Annotated in this window: 17 protein-coding genes; 13 read left to right on the top strand and 4 right to left on the bottom strand. The window is 47.1% G+C overall.

All coding sequences use genetic code 11. The features are described 5' to 3' along the window. Positions 1–4 precede the first annotated feature (4 nt). The 13 genes from AOT13_RS20770 to AOT13_RS00965 all read left to right on the top strand — a co-directional run bounded on the left by AOT13_RS20770 (position 5) and on the right by AOT13_RS00965 (position 12,274). Positions 5–307 (top strand): hypothetical protein, encoded by a 303-nt coding sequence (locus AOT13_RS20770; protein ID WP_052518178.1) that lies wholly within the window; start codon positions 5–7, stop codon positions 305–307. Beyond that, positions 304–660, top strand: a complete 357-nt coding sequence (locus AOT13_RS19120; RefSeq protein ID WP_221629674.1) for a hypothetical protein — start codon at positions 304–306, stop codon at positions 658–660. The genes AOT13_RS20770 and AOT13_RS19120 overlap by 4 nt, the downstream gene beginning before the upstream one ends. A 131-nt stretch (positions 661–791) precedes the next feature. After that, on the top strand, positions 792–3,305 hold the full coding sequence (secA, locus tag AOT13_RS01010) for a preprotein translocase subunit SecA (protein ID WP_042384589.1): 2,514 nt from the start codon (positions 792–794) through the stop codon (positions 3,303–3,305). A gap of 115 nt (positions 3,306–3,420) precedes the next feature. Next, a protein-coding gene (gene prfB / locus AOT13_RS01005) for a peptide chain release factor 2 (protein ID WP_097948921.1) occupies positions 3,421–4,522 on the top strand; the annotation gives its coding sequence in 2 pieces (ribosomal slippage) (positions 3,421–3,492 and positions 3,494–4,522; 1,101 coding nt in all). Between the two features lie 42 nt (positions 4,523–4,564). Beyond that, positions 4,565–4,792, top strand: a complete 228-nt coding sequence (locus tag AOT13_RS20765) for a hypothetical protein (RefSeq protein ID WP_157776774.1) — start codon at positions 4,565–4,567, stop codon at positions 4,790–4,792. 58 nt (positions 4,793–4,850) lie between these two features. Continuing rightward, entirely contained in the window at positions 4,851–5,711 is an 861-nt protein-coding gene (locus AOT13_RS01000) for a YitT family protein (protein ID WP_013876236.1), read from the top strand. A 63-nt stretch (positions 5,712–5,774) separates the two neighbouring features. Further along, on the top strand, positions 5,775–6,101 hold the full coding sequence (cccB, locus tag AOT13_RS00995; RefSeq protein ID WP_003248025.1) for a cytochrome c551: 327 nt from the start codon (positions 5,775–5,777) through the stop codon (positions 6,099–6,101). Positions 6,102–6,294: 193 nt separating this feature from the next. Beyond that, entirely contained in the window at positions 6,295–6,981 is a 687-nt protein-coding gene (gene ftsE, locus AOT13_RS00990; RefSeq protein WP_042384588.1) for a cell division ATP-binding protein FtsE, read from the top strand. Further along, positions 6,971–7,864, top strand: coding sequence for a permease-like cell division protein FtsX (ftsX, locus tag AOT13_RS00985; RefSeq protein ID WP_042384586.1), 894 nt, complete (start codon positions 6,971–6,973; stop codon positions 7,862–7,864). Before ftsE ends, ftsX begins: the two co-directional genes overlap by 11 nt. Positions 7,865–7,894: 30 nt before the next feature. Then, positions 7,895–9,211: a murein hydrolase activator EnvC family protein gene (locus AOT13_RS00980; protein WP_041269291.1), complete on the top strand. Its 1,317-nt coding sequence runs from the start codon at positions 7,895–7,897 to the stop codon at positions 9,209–9,211. Positions 9,212–9,430: 219 nt separating this feature from the next. Beyond that, positions 9,431–9,832: a DoxX family protein gene (locus tag AOT13_RS00975; RefSeq protein ID WP_042384585.1), complete on the top strand. Its 402-nt coding sequence runs from the start codon at positions 9,431–9,433 to the stop codon at positions 9,830–9,832. Between the two features lie 24 nt (positions 9,833–9,856). Then, entirely contained in the window at positions 9,857–10,561 is a 705-nt protein-coding gene (locus AOT13_RS00970; RefSeq protein ID WP_042384583.1) for a pirin family protein, read from the top strand. A gap of 270 nt (positions 10,562–10,831) precedes the next feature. Next, a complete protein-coding gene (locus tag AOT13_RS00965; protein WP_042384581.1) occupies positions 10,832–12,274 on the top strand; it encodes a S41 family peptidase in 1,443 nt (480 codons plus the stop codon). 38 nt (positions 12,275–12,312) lie between these two features. Here AOT13_RS00965 and AOT13_RS00960 read toward each other — a convergent pair whose 3' ends face one another. The 4 genes from AOT13_RS00960 to AOT13_RS00945 form a co-directional block, all read right to left on the bottom strand. Continuing rightward, the gene (locus tag AOT13_RS00960) at positions 12,313–12,711 is read right to left on the bottom strand and encodes a GtrA family protein (RefSeq protein ID WP_013399992.1); all 399 of its coding nucleotides are present in this window, start codon (positions 12,709–12,711) and stop codon (positions 12,313–12,315) included. Then, positions 12,708–13,700 carry a glycosyltransferase family 2 protein gene (locus AOT13_RS00955; protein WP_042384579.1) on the bottom strand — a complete coding sequence of 331 codons (993 nt, stop codon included), beginning with the start codon at positions 13,698–13,700 and terminating at the stop codon, positions 12,708–12,710. Before AOT13_RS00955 ends, AOT13_RS00960 begins: the two co-directional genes overlap by 4 nt. 17 nt (positions 13,701–13,717) lie before the next feature. Next, positions 13,718–15,388 carry a DUF6044 family protein gene (locus AOT13_RS00950; RefSeq protein WP_173662686.1) on the bottom strand — a complete coding sequence of 557 codons (1,671 nt, stop codon included), beginning with the start codon at positions 15,386–15,388 and terminating at the stop codon, positions 13,718–13,720. A gap of 168 nt (positions 15,389–15,556) precedes the next feature. Next, positions 15,557–16,045, bottom strand: a complete 489-nt coding sequence (locus AOT13_RS00945; protein WP_003248037.1) for a MerR family transcriptional regulator — start codon at positions 16,043–16,045, stop codon at positions 15,557–15,559. Positions 16,046–16,108: the final 63 nt, after the last annotated feature.

Here is a 16,108-nt window from a genome sequence, read left to right as displayed (position 1 = left end):
TATAATGTTAAAAAAGAGCAGAAAAATGATGGAGGAGCTTTTGCGGCAAATTTTAGTAAAGCTGGACAAGGTCGAAACGAATGTTGGACAATTTCAATCAGAAGTTCGCGGCCGTTTTGAGCAAATGGATAAACGGTTTGAACAGATTGACCAACGTTTCGCACAAGTTGACAAACGTTTTGAGCAGATTGATAGCAGATTGACCAGCGTTTTGAACAAATTGATAAACGTTTTGAGGAAATTGACAAACGCTTTGAGCAGATTGACCAACGTTTCGTTCAAGTTGATGAACGTTTTGCTGAAATGAATAAACGCTTTGCTCAGGTTGATGAGCGCTTCGCTCAAATGGAAAAACGTTTCGCAACAATGGAAGCGCGGTTAGAACGTCTTGAGCAAGGAATGAAAGAGGCAAATGGCCGTCTTGATCGTCTTGAAAATGATATGGTGAATGTGAAAGGGCAGCTTGAGCAGGTAGAACGGGGATTATGCGAGGTGAAAGAAGCTTTACTGCGTCTGGAAAAACAAGCCGCTGACGATGTACATGCCCTGTTGAAAAATATAGGTAAGAAAGTAGAAGAAAAAGGATTTGAAATATATGCGCTCAACAAGCGTCTTTTACATGTAGAAGGGGCTATTGAACAAATTCAATCCCAAGAATAAAGCTGCTCCAGCTATAAAGGCCTTTCTTTCCATTGTTTCCCCTTTGTGCCTCTCCGCGTCTTAGTTGTCACCCATCTGTGTACGTGATATTATGTAAATTAGTGATTCTATATGAATAAGGAGCGTTTTCTATGCTTGGAGTATTGAAAAAAGTGTTTGATCCGAACAAACGCCAGCTTAGCCGTTTAGAAAAGATCGCTGACCAAGTCGATGCGCTTGGCCCGGAGATGGCAAAGCTTTCTGATGCCGAGTTGCGCCAAAAGACGGAGGAATTTAAGGCGCGCTACCAACAAGGGGAATCGCTTGATGATTTGTTGGTTGAAGCGTTTGCCGTCGTGCGCGAAGGGGCAAAGCGTGTCCTTGGATTATATCCGTATAAAGTGCAAATTATGGGCGGCGTCGTCCTTCATGAAGGAAATATCGCCGAAATGAAAACAGGGGAAGGAAAAACGCTGACGGCGACGATGCCTGTTTATTTAAACGCCTTAACCGGAAGAGGCGTGCACGTCGTGACGGTCAACGAATATTTGGCGACCCGCGACGCAACGGAAATGGGCAAGTTGTACGAGTTTCTTGGACTTAGCGTCGGCTTGAATTTAAGCGGCATGTCGCGCGAAGAAAAGCAGGCGGCGTATAATGCCGATATTACGTACGGAACGAATAACGAGTTCGGTTTTGACTATTTGCGCGATAACATGGTGCTTTATAAGGAGCATATCGTGCAGCGTCCGCTCCATTATGCGATCATTGACGAAGTGGACTCGATTTTGATTGACGAAGCGCGGACGCCGCTGATCATTTCGGGAACTGCGCAAAAATCGACGAAGCTGTATATCCAGGCGAACGCGTTTGTACGCACGCTGAAAAAGGATGTCGATTATACGTACGATGAGAAAACGAAAAGCGTACAGCTGACCGAAGAAGGGATTACGAAAGCGGAAAAGGCGTTTGGCATCGACAACCTGTTTGACTTAAAGCATGTAACGCTGAACCATCATATTAATCTGGCGCTTAAAGCGCATGTGGCGATGCACCGTGATGTGGATTACGTCGTGGAAGACGGAAAAGTCGTCATCGTCGACCCGTTTACCGGCCGCTTGATGAGAGGGCGCCGCTACAGCGACGGTCTGCACCAAGCGATCGAGGCGAAAGAAGGGCTGGAAATCCAAAACGAGTCGATGACGCTTGCGACGATTACGTTCCAAAACTACTTCCGCATGTATGAAAAATTGGCAGGGATGACAGGAACGGCGAAAACGGAAGAAGAAGAGTTCCGCAACATTTATAACATGCAAGTTGTCGTCATTCCGACCAACAAACCGGTCATCCGCGAAGACCGCCCGGATTTGATTTTCCGGACGATGGAAGGAAAATTCCGCGCTGTCGTGGAAGATATCGCACAGCGCCATGCGAAAGGGCAGCCGGTGCTCGTCGGGACGGTGTCGATTGAAACGTCGGAACTGCTTTCGAACATGTTGAAAAAACGCGGCATTCCGCATAATGTATTAAATGCGAAAAACCATGCGAAAGAGGCGGAAATCATTGCCCAAGCCGGCCAAAAAGGCGCCGTGACGATCGCGACAAACATGGCTGGGCGCGGCACGGACATTAAGCTCGGTGAAGGCGTGAAAGAGCTTGGCGGCTTGGCGGTGATCGGCACGGAGCGCCATGAAAGCCGCCGCATTGATAACCAGCTGCGCGGCCGTTCAGGGCGCCAGGGCGACCCGGGCGTCTCGCAATTTTACTTGTCGCTCGAAGATGAACTGATGCGCCGTTTCGGCTCAGAAAGCTTAATGTCGATGATGGACCGGCTGGGCATGGATGACTCGCAGCCGATCCAAAGCAAAATGGTCACGAAAGCGGTCGAGTCGGCGCAAAAGCGGGTTGAAGGCAACAACTTCGATGCCCGCAAGCAGCTGCTTCAATACGACGACGTGTTGCGCGAGCAGCGCGAAATCATTTACCGCCAGCGTTATGAAGTGCTCGATGCCGAGAACCTGCGTGATATTATTGAAAAAATGATCCAATCCGTCATTGAGCGCGTCGTCAACACTTATACGCCGAAAGAAGAACTTCCGGAAGACTGGAATTTAAAAGGAATTGTCGATTACTTGAACGCGAATTTGTTGCCGGAAGGCGATGTGACCGTTAACGATTTGCGCGGCAAAGAGCCGGAAGAAATGATTGAGCTGATTTGGGAAAAAGTGAAAGCGCGCTATGATGAAAAAGAACAGCAAATTCCGCCGGAACAAATGCGCGAATTTGAACGCGTCATCGTTTTGCGCGCCGTCGATATGAAATGGATGGACCATATTGACGCGATGGAACAGCTGCGCCAAGGCATTCATTTGCGGGCGTACGGACAAATCGATCCGCTTCGCGAATACCAAATGGAAGGATACGCGATGTTTGAAAACATGATCGCTTCCATTGAAGAAGAAGTGGCGAAATATATTATGAAAGCGGAAATTCACAGCAATCTTGAGCGCCAGGAAGTGGCGAAAGGCGAAGCGGTTCATCCGAAAGAAGGAAAAGGGGAAACGAAGCGGAAACCGTACCGGAAAGCGGTGCGCATCGGCCGCAATGATCCTTGCATTTGCGGAAGCGGCAAGAAGTATAAACATTGCTGCGGCAAAAATGCATAACGGCTGCGGCGGGGTGGGGGATTTCCCCTCGCTTTGTTTGCGCGAAAAGGCCGCCGCACCCATTGATTCTCCCTTGGAAAATCCAGTACAATGAGTTACGAGGTGAAGCATCATGATCGACTTGATCGAAATAAAGCAGGAACTTGAAAAAATGGCTAAGCGATTAGCGGAAATAAGGGGGTCTCTTTGACCTCGAAGCAAAGCAAGCGCGCATTCGCGAGCTAGAAGAGCAAATGGCGGCGCCGGACTTTTGGGATGACCAAAAAGCGGCGCAAACGGTGATTAATGAAGCAAATGCGCTGAAAGATTTAGTGGGCGAGTTTCAATCGCTTGAGGAACGCTTTGAAAACTTAGAAGTGACGTATGAGTTGATCAAAGAAGAGCCGGATGAAGATTTGCAGCAGGAGCTGGTTACAGAAGCGAAAAGATTGACGAAAGATTTTAGCGAATTTGAGCTCCAGCTTCTCTTAAACGAGCCATATGATAAAAACAACGCGATTTTAGAGCTTCATCCTGGCGCGGGCGGCACGGAATCACAAGACTGGGCTTCAATGCTTTTGCGGATGTATACGCGCTGGGCGGAGAAAAAAGGGTTTAAAGTGGAGACACTGGACTATCTGCCTGGCGAAGAAGCGGGAATTAAAAGCGTCACGCTTCTTATTAAAGGGCATAACGCCTACGGCTATTTGAAAGCAGAAAAAGGCGTGCACCGCCTTGTCCGGATTTCTCCGTTCGATGCGTCCGGACGCCGTCATACATCATTCGTCTCTTGTGAAGTGATTCCAGAGATGGACGATGACATTGAAATTGAAATCCGCCCGGAAGAGATCAGAATTGATACGTACCGTTCCAGCGGCGCCGGAGGGCAGCACGTCAACACGACGGACTCCGCCGTGCGCATCACTCATATCCCGACTGGCATTGTGGTGACGTGCCAATCGGAGCGTTCGCAAATTAAAAACCGCGAAAAAGCGCTGAATATGCTTAAAGCAAAGCTTTACCAAAAGAAATTGGAAGAACAGCAAGCCGAGCTTGCGGAAATTCGCGGCGAGCAAAAAGAAATCGGCTGGGGAAACCAAATCCGTTCGTACGTGTTCCATCCTTATTCGCTCGTCAAAGACCACCGCACGAACGTCGAGGTGGGGAACGTGCAAGCCGTAATGGACGGCGAAATCGACATATTTATTGACGCGTACTTGCGTTCCAAACTAAAATAAAGGCTGTTTGGCCACAAACAGTATAGATCAGGTTTCCTCACAATGTTCTCTTATATAAAGGCAGCGCAGAAGGTGTCCCATCGCTTTTGGGGCACCTTCTTTTTGGTTATAAACACTTTTATCCCACCCAGTGCACTGGATAAAATCGCTTTGCGGCGTTTTCGTTTGTGTGCAATCCCGGATTTCGTCCTTTTTTGCGTGAATGCTTTGCCGGTGACGGCTGGTGTTCGCTTTTTTTCACAAGCTGGCTTTACTGCGCTGCTGCTTTAATCAGATGCCATTTACTTACGAAAATGGGCGTGCTATACTCTCATAGGAGGTCGGACGAATGAGAAGAAAAAATCGGCTATTGCATCCGAAAACGGAACTTGTCATAGAATATTTGTGCATATTGATTGGTTCGGCGATAGTCGCCGTGGCGTTTAATCTTTTTTTATTGCCAAACCGCGTCGCCTCCGGCGGTGTCAGCGGAATCAGCACGATCGCCCATGCGGTGTTCGGCTGGCAGCCTGCCTATGTGCAATGGGCGCTCAACATTCCTTTGTTCGTTGCCGGAGTTGTTTTGCTTGGCAGGCAATTTGGGGTGAAGACGCTTGTCGGCACATTGTTTTTGCCGCTTGTTGTCTATTTGACGAAAGATGTTGAACCAGCCACCCGTGACCCGCTGCTTGGTTCGCTGTTTGGCGGCATTGGCGTCGGGCTTGGCCTCGGCATTGTGTTTCGCGGCAAAGCGTCAACAGGCGGGACCGATTTGGCGGCGCAAATCATTCATAAATACACCGGATTGTCCCTCGGCATGTGCGTGGTGTTGATCGACGGGCTTATCGTATCAACTGCAGCGTTTGTCTTTGATATTGAACAAGCGCTGTATGCGCTCATCGGCCTTTATGTGACAAGCAAAACGATCGATTTAGTGCAAGTCGGGCTCGGCAGCTCGAAAATGGCGATGATTATTACCAATGAGGAAGAAAAAGTGCGCCGCGCGATTTTGCATGAAATTGACCGCGGCGTCACAAGGCTGTCGGGGTATGGCGGCTATACCGACCATGAACGCCCGGTGTTAATGTGTGTGGTGCAGCAAGCGGAGTTCACAAAATTGAAACAATTGGTGAAAACCATTGATCCATCAGCGTTTGTCATTGTGATGAACGCCGCCGAAGTGCTCGGGGAAGGATTTAAGCGCACGTAATTTTTGTGAAATCGGTTATAATAACAATGTATGCAATTAATAGGACTAGGGGGAGTTTGTTTTATGAAATGGAAACTTGCCAGTCTGTTTATTGGCGCTTCGCTGTTGCTCGCTGCCTGCGGCGGCGGAAATGACGCGTCCAATAACAACAACGATAGCGGCGGCTCGACAGCATCAGCGGCAGAAGACATTTTCCAACAAAACTGTGCTTCCTGTCATGGGCAAGATTTGTCGGGCGGAGCTGGTCCAAACTTGCAAAAAGTTGGCAGCAAATATTCCAAAGATGACATTAAAAAAATTATTGAAGAAGGACGCGGCAGCATGCCGGCTGGCATTATCAAAGGAGAAGACGCTGACAAAGTGGCGGAATGGCTTGCGTCCAAAAAATAATAGTGATTGCCGATCCGGCACCTTAACAAGGGCCGGATTTTTTCTGGTGTAATGTTTTTGAAATATAAATGTAAAATTAAAATTTACGAGATAATGTTATAATAAACTTTGCGGAATTTTGTATGATCGGTTCGAAATAAGGTGAAACAGCTCGAGTGAGAACATCAAAGAAAACGAGATTAGGTGATAAAGCATGATTGAAATGCAAGATGTATACAAGACGTATCCGAACGGCGTAGTGGCGCTGAACGGGGTGAACGTCCGCATCAAGCAAGGGGAATTCGTGTATGTCGTTGGACCAAGCGGCGCGGGGAAATCGACGCTTGTGAAAATGATATACCGTGAAGAAAAACCGACAAGCGGCACCATTATGGTCAACGGCGTGAATCTTGCAAAATTAAGGGACAGCAAAGTTCCGTTATTGCGCCGGCATATCGGGGTCGTCTTTCAAGACTTCAAATTGCTTCCTAAGCTAACGGTATATGAAAATGTAGCGTTTGCTTTGGAAGTAATTGAAGAGTCTCCGAAACTGATTCGCAGCAAAGTGATGGAAGTGCTCGAATTAGTCGGTCTTAAGCATAAAGTGCGCTCATATCCGGATGAGCTTTCCGGCGGGGAGCAGCAGCGCGTTTCGATCGCCCGCTCGATCGTCAATTCTCCGAAAATTGTCATCGCTGATGAACCGACGGGAAATTTAGATCCGGAAACATCATGGGAAATTATGGATCTGTTTGAAAAAATCAACAATCGCGGCGCAACAATTGTGATGGCGACACATAATCGCGAAATTGTCAATACGATTAGACGGCGCGTCATTGCAATGGAAAACGGGAAAATCGTCCGTGATGAGGCGAAGGGAGAATATGGCTATGAGGCTTAACACCCTGAAGCGCCACATGCGGGAAAGCATGAAAAGTCTTGGCAGAAACGGATGGATGACGTTCGCTTCCATCAGTGCGGTGACCGTTACGTTGCTGTTAGTTGGCGTGTTTTTAGTTGTCATGTTTAATATGAACCATTTCGCGGAAAAAATCGAAAACGATGTCGAAATTCGCGTCCATATTGATGTGGCGGCGAATGAGCAAGATAAACAAGCGCTTCGCGCGCAAATTGAAGCAATTCCTAAAGTGAAGGAAATACGCTATTCTTCGAAAGAACAAGAATTGAAAAATTTAATTAAAAGTTTCGGAGAAGAAGGTTCTTCGTTCCGTTTGTTTGAGCAAGATAATCCGTTAAGCGACGTTTATGTTGTCAAGACAGAAAAACCGACAGACACGATCAAAGTGGCCAAACAAATTGAAAAGCTCCAATTTGTGCACAAAGTGAACTACGGCCAAGGTCAAGTAGAAAAATTGTTCAGCACGTTGAAAGTGGCGCGGAACGTCGGGATTGTGCTGATTATCGGCCTGTTGTTCACCGCGATGTTTTTAATCTCGAATACGATTAAAATTACGATTTTTGCGCGGCGGCGCGAAATCGAGATTATGAGATTAGTAGGAGCGACGAACGGATTTATTCGTTGGCCGTTCTTTTTGGAAGGATTGTGGCTCGGCATTATTGGCGCGATTTTTCCAATTGTGTCGATCTTGGTCGTTTATTATAACATTTATAAATTTTTAGAACCGAAAATTACCGTGCCGTTTATCGAGCTTCTGCCGCTGAATCCGTTTATGTGGCAAATCAGCTTGATTTTGCTGATTTTTGGAGCGTGCATCGGCGTTTGGGGAAGCATGATGTCTGTCCGCAGATTTTTGAAAGTTTGAAAGAAATAAAAGGGAGAGGGGAATAGATTGATGAAAAGAAGGAAAGTAATGGCGCTTGCGGCGGCGACAGTGTTGAGCATCGGCGTTTTTCCGCATTTTGCGGACGCGGTAAGCGACCGGGAAATTCAAGAAAAACGGGATGCAATTAATGATATTCGCTCCAAACAGTCTGCGGTGCAAGATAAAATCAACAACGCGGATCAACAAATCCAACAATTGCAGACACAACAAAAATCGCTCTCTGCGGAGATTAAAAAGCTCGATTTAGCAGTGGAAGAAACAAGTGGGAAAATCCGCAGCTTGTCGGCGGACATTCAACAAACAGAACAAGCTGTGGAAACATTGAAGCGCGAAATCGCTGAAGTGCAAGCGCGCATCGAAAAGCGGAACGAGATTTTAAAAGAGCGCGTGCGCTCGCTGCAAGAAAGTGGCGGAGTGATCAGCTATCTCGAAGTATTGCTTGGGTCGCAAAGCTTCAGCGACTTCATTGACCGCATCAGCGCAGTGACAACTATTTTTGAAGCGGACAAACAAATTATTCGTGAACAACAGGCCGATAAAGCGCTAAAAGAGAAAAAAGAAAAGGAACTTACCGATAAACTAAGCCGACTTCAAGCGGATTTGAAAGAGCTGGAGCAGCTTAAGCAGACATTAAATGAGCAAATCAACCAAAAGAATCAGTTAATGGCCAATTTAAAACAAAAAGAGCAAGAACATTATGAACTGAAAATGGAGCTCGCGGAAGAACAAGAATTGTTGAAAAAGCAGGAAGCAGCTGTCAAATACCAGCTTCAACAGCTGATGGAGAAAAAACGGGCAGAAGAAGCAGCAAAACGTAGAGCGGCTGCCAGCCATACATCTTCATCCGGAAGCGGAAGCATTTACAGCGGCGGTTCATCAAGTTCACGAAGCGAATCGAACGTTCCGCCTGTTACAAGCGGTGCGTTTATGAGACCGGCGAACGGTCCGGTTACGTCCGGATTCGGCTATCGCAGCTTTGGCGGCGGCGAATTCCATGCGGGAATCGATATCGGTAAGCGCGGTGCGGTTGTTCCTGTTGTTGCGGCAGCTGACGGATACGTGTTCCGCTCATATTTTTCAAGCAGCTATGGCAACGTCATTTTCATTACTCATGTGATTAACGGGCAAGTATACACGACCGTATACGCGCATCTTGAAGCACGCCTTGCCGGCGAGGGACAAGCCGTCCGCAAAGGGCAAGTCATCGGTTATATGGGCAATACAGGCCGTTCCACAGGCCCTCACCTTCACTTTGAGCTGCATCGCGGCCAATGGAATCCGGCAAAATCCAATGCGGTAAATCCGCTGGATTATATTAATTTTTAAATATGAAACCGAGCAGTGCCTCACTGCTCGGTTTTTTGCCTGTATGTTGGACGGATCGCAAAGCCGTGCATAAAATTCCGTTTGCAGTCCGGTGAATGAAATCTATTTTTAATCGGGGGCAATCATTTTTGGTTGACAGATCCGGATGACAGTTTTATACTTTTATCTTGAATTCGAGATTTATGAAATAAAGATAATGACAAAAGGAGTGTGTTGGTGATGGCAAGCATCGGATTGTTATTAATCCGTTTCGTTTTTGGACTAACATTCGCGGGGCATGGCGCTCAAAAGTTGTTCGGCTGGTTTGGCGGGCACGGGCTGAAGGGAACGGCCGGCTGGATGGAGTCGATCGGATTAAAACCAGGAAAGGCGATGGCGCTTGCGGCAGGGGCAAGCGAACTGGCCGGCGGCATTTTATTCGCCATCGGTTTATGGACTCCGCTGGCTGCTTTATTAATGGTTGTGCCGATGATTGTGGCAATCGCAAAAGTGCATGGGCCAAACGGATATTGGGTGACGCAAAACGGCTATGAGTATAATCTGGCAATTATTGCGGTTGCCATAGGGGTGGCGCTCACCGGTCCGGGGCAGTATTCGCTCGATGCGATTATTTTTGGATAAATCCAATAAGGAGAGTGTGTGCACATGATGCAAATATATCCCGCGCAATCCCGCTATCATGCGGATTATGGATGGTTAAAGACATACCATAGTTTTTCTTTTGGCGACTATTATGATCCTAATAATCTTCAGTTTGGCCCGTTGCGCGTATTAAACGACGATTTTGTCGCTCCGCTTCGGGGATTTGGCGCCCATCCTCATCAAGAAATGGAAATTGTTTCGATTGTGCTGAAAGGATATTTAAAACATGAAGACAGCGCAGGACATACCGCGACGACAACGTTTGGCGGCGTGCAGCGGATGTCGGCGGGGACGGGGATCATTCATTCAGAAACAAACCCGTCGCCAACGGAAGAAGTGAATTTTTTACAGCTATGGTTTTTGCCTGAAGTCCGCGGGTTAACCCCGTCGTATGAGCGGACGACGTTCAATGTCGAGAAAATGAAAAATGCGCTGCTTCCGGTTGTGGCGAAAAACCCTTCTTCTCCGGAAATTGCTCATATTCATCAAGACTTGACGATTTATCTTTCCGATTTAGAAGCGGGACGTGAGCTTACATTTGCGCAGCAAGAAGGACGCCGAATCTTTTTCTTTGTGATTGAAGGCGATGTTGCGTTAAACGGGGAGGCGGTGTTGCACAAGCGCGATTCGGCGCGGATTACGGAAACGCCGGCGCTGCATATCACATCCGGAAACGGCGCGCGTTTTATGCTGATTGATTTGCCGTAACGAATGGAGAAATGGGCGCAAAAGGGTGTTAGATGACAAACAAAATGTATGTCCAACAGCACAGCAGGGTGTTCATTTTTGGAATACCCTGATTTTTTTTTCAAAACCTATTGGGTTGAGAAAACAACGGGAAATGTGTAAACTAGTAATGCAGAGAGACAGAATGCGATCATACGGTGTACAAGCTGATCATATGATGAAAATAGAAGGCATCGCACGACATGTTGTGTGGTGCCTTTCCTGTATGGCATAGGGTGAGGAGGAGAAAGTGTGAATAAAAAAACAACAGCAATGCTTATGGTTTTATCGATGCTAATCGGCGCTGGCGGCACGTATGCGGGCATGCAACTGGCGGCACCTGATGGCGATCATGATCTATCGTTGGTTGCGTCGGATAAAACATTGACGGACAATGAGGAGAAAGAACTGAAAAAAGTTGAGCAGGCTTATGAATTGATAAAAAGCCGCTATGTGGAAAAAGTCGACGACGACAAATTAATTCAAGGCGCGATCCAAGGAATGATCAGCACGCTGAACGATCCGTATTCTGTTTATATGGACGAAAAAACAACCGAACAATTTAACGAGTCGCTCGATTCTTCGTTTGAAGGAATCGGCGCCGAAGTCAGCATGATTGACGGAAAAGTGACGATTGTCGCACCGATAAAAAACTCACCGGCGGAAAAAGCAGGATTAAAGCCGAATGATCAAATTTTGCGGGTGAATGGCGAAAGCCTCGAGGGGCTTGATTTATATGAAGCTGTGTTGAAAATTCGCGGAAAAAAAGGGACGACAGTGCAATTGGATGTTCTTCGCCCCGGCGTGAAAGACGTCATTAAAGTGAAAGTCGTCCGCGACGAAATTCCGATTGAAACGGTGTATGATTCCGTAAAAACGTATAACGGGAAAAAAGTCGGCTATTTGGAAGTGACGTCGTTTTCCGAAAATACCGCACAAGATTTTAAAAAGAAACTGGCGAAACTGGAAGAAGATCATATCGATGGTTTAATTATTGATGTCCGCGGCAATCCGGGCGGTTATTTGCAAAGCGTGGAAGAAATTTTAAAACAATTCATCCCGAAAGACAAACCGTACGTGCAAATTGAAGAGCGCAATGGCGATAAGCAGCGCTTTTATTCCGATTTGACCGCGAAAAAGCCGTATCCGATCGTCGTGTTAATTGACAAAGGCAGCGCGTCTGCCTCGGAAATTTTGGCTGGCGCGATGAAAGAAGCGGGGGGATACAAGCTTGTCGGCGAAACATCGTTCGGAAAAGGGACGGTGCAACAAGCGATTCCAATGGGGGACGGCAGCAACATAAAATTAACGCTTTATAAATGGCTGACGCCGGAAGGCCATTGGATTCATAAGAAAGGAGTTAAGCCGGATGTTGAAGTCAAACAGCCGGATTACTTCCACGCCAGTCCGCTTCATATCGAAAAAGCACTTTCCTTTGATATGAACAACGAACAAGTGAAAAATGCCCAACAAATGTTGAAAGGGATTGGCTTTGACCCGGGCCGCACCGATGGCTACTTCAGCAAAGAAACCGAGGCGGCGGTTAAAGCGTTCCAAAAAGCGAACAAACTTCCGCCAACCGGAAAAATCGATAAAAACACTGCCGACGTATTGCAGGCAAAAGTGATGGATGCGATTCGCAATGAAGACAATGATGTTCAGCTAAAAACGGCGATGAAAGTGTTGTTTCAATAAAAGCGAAACGGGCAGCGCCTTGAGCGTTGCCCGTTTTTTTAACGAAAAAATACAAACTGTTTTTGCCCGATATAATTCAAAATCGTATAAAATCCCGCGCCAAGCAAAATCGCGGCATTGTTCGCCAGACGGGGGGAAATGATGCCGGCTGTCAGCGCCGCCCAATCAGTGAGCTGTGTGCTCAGGCGGTACGAACAATAATAGCATACGATCATGACCGCAATAAAGCGGAACGTGCTTTTGATAATGGAGACATTGCTTTGAAACGTAAACGTTCGGTTCAGTATGTAGCTGATGACCGCACTGGCCGCAATGCCGGCCAATGTTGCCTGCCAATACGGAACGTGGGGGAGACGATAAAGAAGATGCATGATCGATAATCCGGCCGCAGTGTGGATAATGCTGACAAGCAAAAAGCGCAGAAACGGCTGATTCATAATTGCACCTTTTCTTTTTTGGAAAGTGGCGGAAGCGCTGGGGAACGCAACGTTTTTTCAATCGTAAACCGCGGCCGTCTTTTTACTTCTTGATAAATCTTCCCGATGTATTCTCCTATAAGGCCGATTCCCATTAGCAGCAAGCCGCCGATGAACCAGATCGAAATAATGATGGATGTCCATCCCGATTCGGCATGGCCGAGCAGTTTGACGGCCAGCGCGTATATGCCGGCGATGCTGCTAAGGAAAAAAGCGAGAAATCCAATGAATGTAATGAAGCGAATCGGCGCGATGCTAAAAGAAGTTATCCCATCAAACGCAAATGACAGCATTTTTTTAAGCGGATATTTCGATTGCCCCGCAAACCGCTCTTTGCGGTCATAAAACACTTTCGCCGACCGAAAGCCAAGCAGCGGCACGATTCCGCGCAAGAAGATGTTCACCTCTGTATAGCGGCTCAATTCCTCCAAAGCGCGCTTGCTCATTAACCGAAAATCGGCGTGATTGTACACTACATGAACTCCTAATTTTTGCATGAACCGGTAAAACCATTGCGCGGTCGCTCTTTTAAACCATGTATCAGCATCGCGGCTGCGCCGCACTCCATAAACAATATCATAGCCTTCCCAATATTTCACGACAAATTCGCGGATGGCGGAAACATCGTCTTGCAAATCTGCGTCGATGGAAATGACGCAGTCGGAATCGTTTTTCGCCGTTTCCAATCCGGCGAGCAGCGCTTTTTGGTGGCCAAAGTTGCGGGACAGCTTAATGCCGGTGACAAGCGGGTTCCGTTCGCTCTCTTGTTCAATAAGCTCCCATGTGCGGTCGCGGCTGCCGTCATCGACAAACAATACTTTGCTTCCGCCCGCGATTAAATGTTCCTCCATAAGATGTTCCAAGACGTTCGTTAACTGTTTGATCGTTTCCGGCAAAACGTCCTCTTCGTTATAACAAGGAACGACGATCGTCAAAACCGGTTTTTGCATTGTTGCCTCCTCCTTTCTTATTCCACTTCATATACATAAATTTTCCAAACGGATTGCGAATCTTCGAACGTTCTTAACAATCGGAGGTGAATTTCTTTCGCGTTCATGATTGGGACGGAAGAGAAAATATAGCGCCCTCCCATCTGCTTAAACACCTTCGTATTGATATCGAAATGATGAATTTTTTTATGCGATGTTTTGCGGAACATGTAATGCTTGCCAAGCTCGGCGGAGAACAGATAGACGCGGTTGCCCCAATGGTCAAAGTAATCTTGAAGAACAGGGCTTTTATCGAGCTCTTTGGCGATAATTTTGCGAAATTGATGCTTATAAGACAACGGATAAAAATTGTTATACGTATCGAGCGTGTAAAACCCGTTATATTGCGCGATCGCCGGATGAAGCCCGACGCTGGCGACGCGGTAGGAACTTTGTGGTTTGCCGATATATTGTTTGATTTCGTTAAACAAATGTTCCGCGTAAAATTCTTTAAACGAAGGCGTGCCGATGAGGCGGTAGCGGATTTCTTCGTTAAAGCCGCCAAGAATCAACAGCTGGAGCGCCAAAGCGGCAGGAACGACACGCCGCCACCGGATTCCCTGTTTCCAGAGAATTTGCAGCGCCAACGCAAAACCTAAATAGATGACCATTGGCCGCAAAAAGTGAAAGCGGGCAAAATTAAACGTATTTAACAAAGAAATGCGTTCTTTTAACGGCTGCCATCCTTTGTAAAACCAAAACGCGTACCATGTCGACAAGACAAAGTTCAGCACAAACAGGAAAATAAACCGTTTTTCAAGCGTTTCGCTCCGCTTCGCCCAAGCGAAAAAGAATGCGATCCATAAAACAGGAAGAATGACAAACGTATGCACGGTCATCACATGCGTATGACCGAACAAGTAGTTTTTGAACGTAAGCCGCACGCAATGAAGAAAACGGAGCCGCGAAGAAAGAAATTCGTTGCGGCTTGTCGGTTCTTCGCCAAATACGAGAGAATAAACGAGACGATATTCAATGGCGAAAAAAATGACTGTCATCAACGCAATCGCGCCAAAAAACGGCCAGTTCCACCGCTTTTGGACGATGATGTCACGCAGCCATAGCAGCGCCATTGCGGCAAGAAAGAAGAAAAATCCGAGCACGAAGCTAGCGTAAAACGGCAGCAGCACAAGAACAAGCCATTCTTTCCATGTCGCTTCGCCTTTCCGGATCGTTAAAAACGCCCATAGCGCCATCGGCATGCCGAGTGTGCTCAACATTCCCGACGGCCAAAACGGAGTGAGTGCAAATGCCAGTGACGCGCCGACGCGGATGAGATAAGACTCTTCATCTGGAAGGAAGTGCCTTTTTAGCAAGGCATACATGCCGATAAACGCAAAAACACGGGTGATCGTCTGGCTGAGCGCATATGCGACCATCGAAGGGAACAGCGCATGGAGCCAAACGATGCCGCTGAATTCGGTGCCAAACGCGTTGCGCGGCAGCCCGTTAATCACTTGCGGAATCGTGGCGTTGAGCGGGCCGAACAGCTCGCCGCTTCGCGCCAGCACTTTATACCAAGCAATGTTGGAGTCCATGTTGTCATGTACCCGGATGTGTGCATCTTCCCCAAGTATATAAAGCGGAGAAAGGTAAACAGCTAAAAGAAGCAAAGCGATGCCGATCGCTGTTCGTTCGTTTCGCTTCATTCCCATTATTGTTCCGCTCCTTTTTGATGAAGCTTCAGAAAGCACCGTTCATTATAAATAACGATCATTAAAAAATAATAAAAAATCAGTGAAGAAAATGTAAAGGAATGTTGCCAGTAAAAAACTCCTTTTCTCGCAAAAGAGAAAGGAGTTTTTTGATGGCAGTAATTACGTAAACAGACTCATAAAGTGTCCGAGACCGCGGCGTTTTGCTTTTTTCTTCGTTTTTTCCGCTGCGTTCGCTTGTTCTTTATGCGCGTTTTCTTCCAATTTGGCAATGCGCTGTTCGAGTTTATGAAGATGGGAGGCTAATTCTTCGATTTCTTGGCGATGCTGGAGAAGCTGAACGGAAACGACATCGTCTGCTTTTTGATCGAGCTGGTGTTCGATGTGCTGGAGGCGGGAGGCGAACTGATTATAAACGGTGAATAGCGCTTCAGCGGAGGTTTTGTTTGGCGGTTCTTGGCTATCGCGCTGTTCCAATGCCGTTCCGTGTTCAAATTTTATTTGTTCCAGCAAAGAGATTGTTTCGGCGTCGAATACGTAGTGGCCCGCTTCGTTTTTCTGGCATGGAATATGATATTTTTTGACCCAGCGCTGAATCGTTTTCGGCGATACCCCAAGGCGTTTCGCGACAATGCTCGTTTTTAATTCCATTTATATGATTCCTCCTTATTTCATCTTGTTTTATATCATTTTCCACAGCGCCCGGAATTCCTT

The organism is Parageobacillus thermoglucosidasius, from assembly GCF_001295365.1.
Classification (GTDB): domain Bacteria; phylum Bacillota; class Bacilli; order Bacillales; family Anoxybacillaceae; genus Parageobacillus; species Parageobacillus thermoglucosidasius.
Note: the sequence above shows the minus strand (reverse complement) of the source record. Positions and strands in the feature narration are given on the sequence as shown.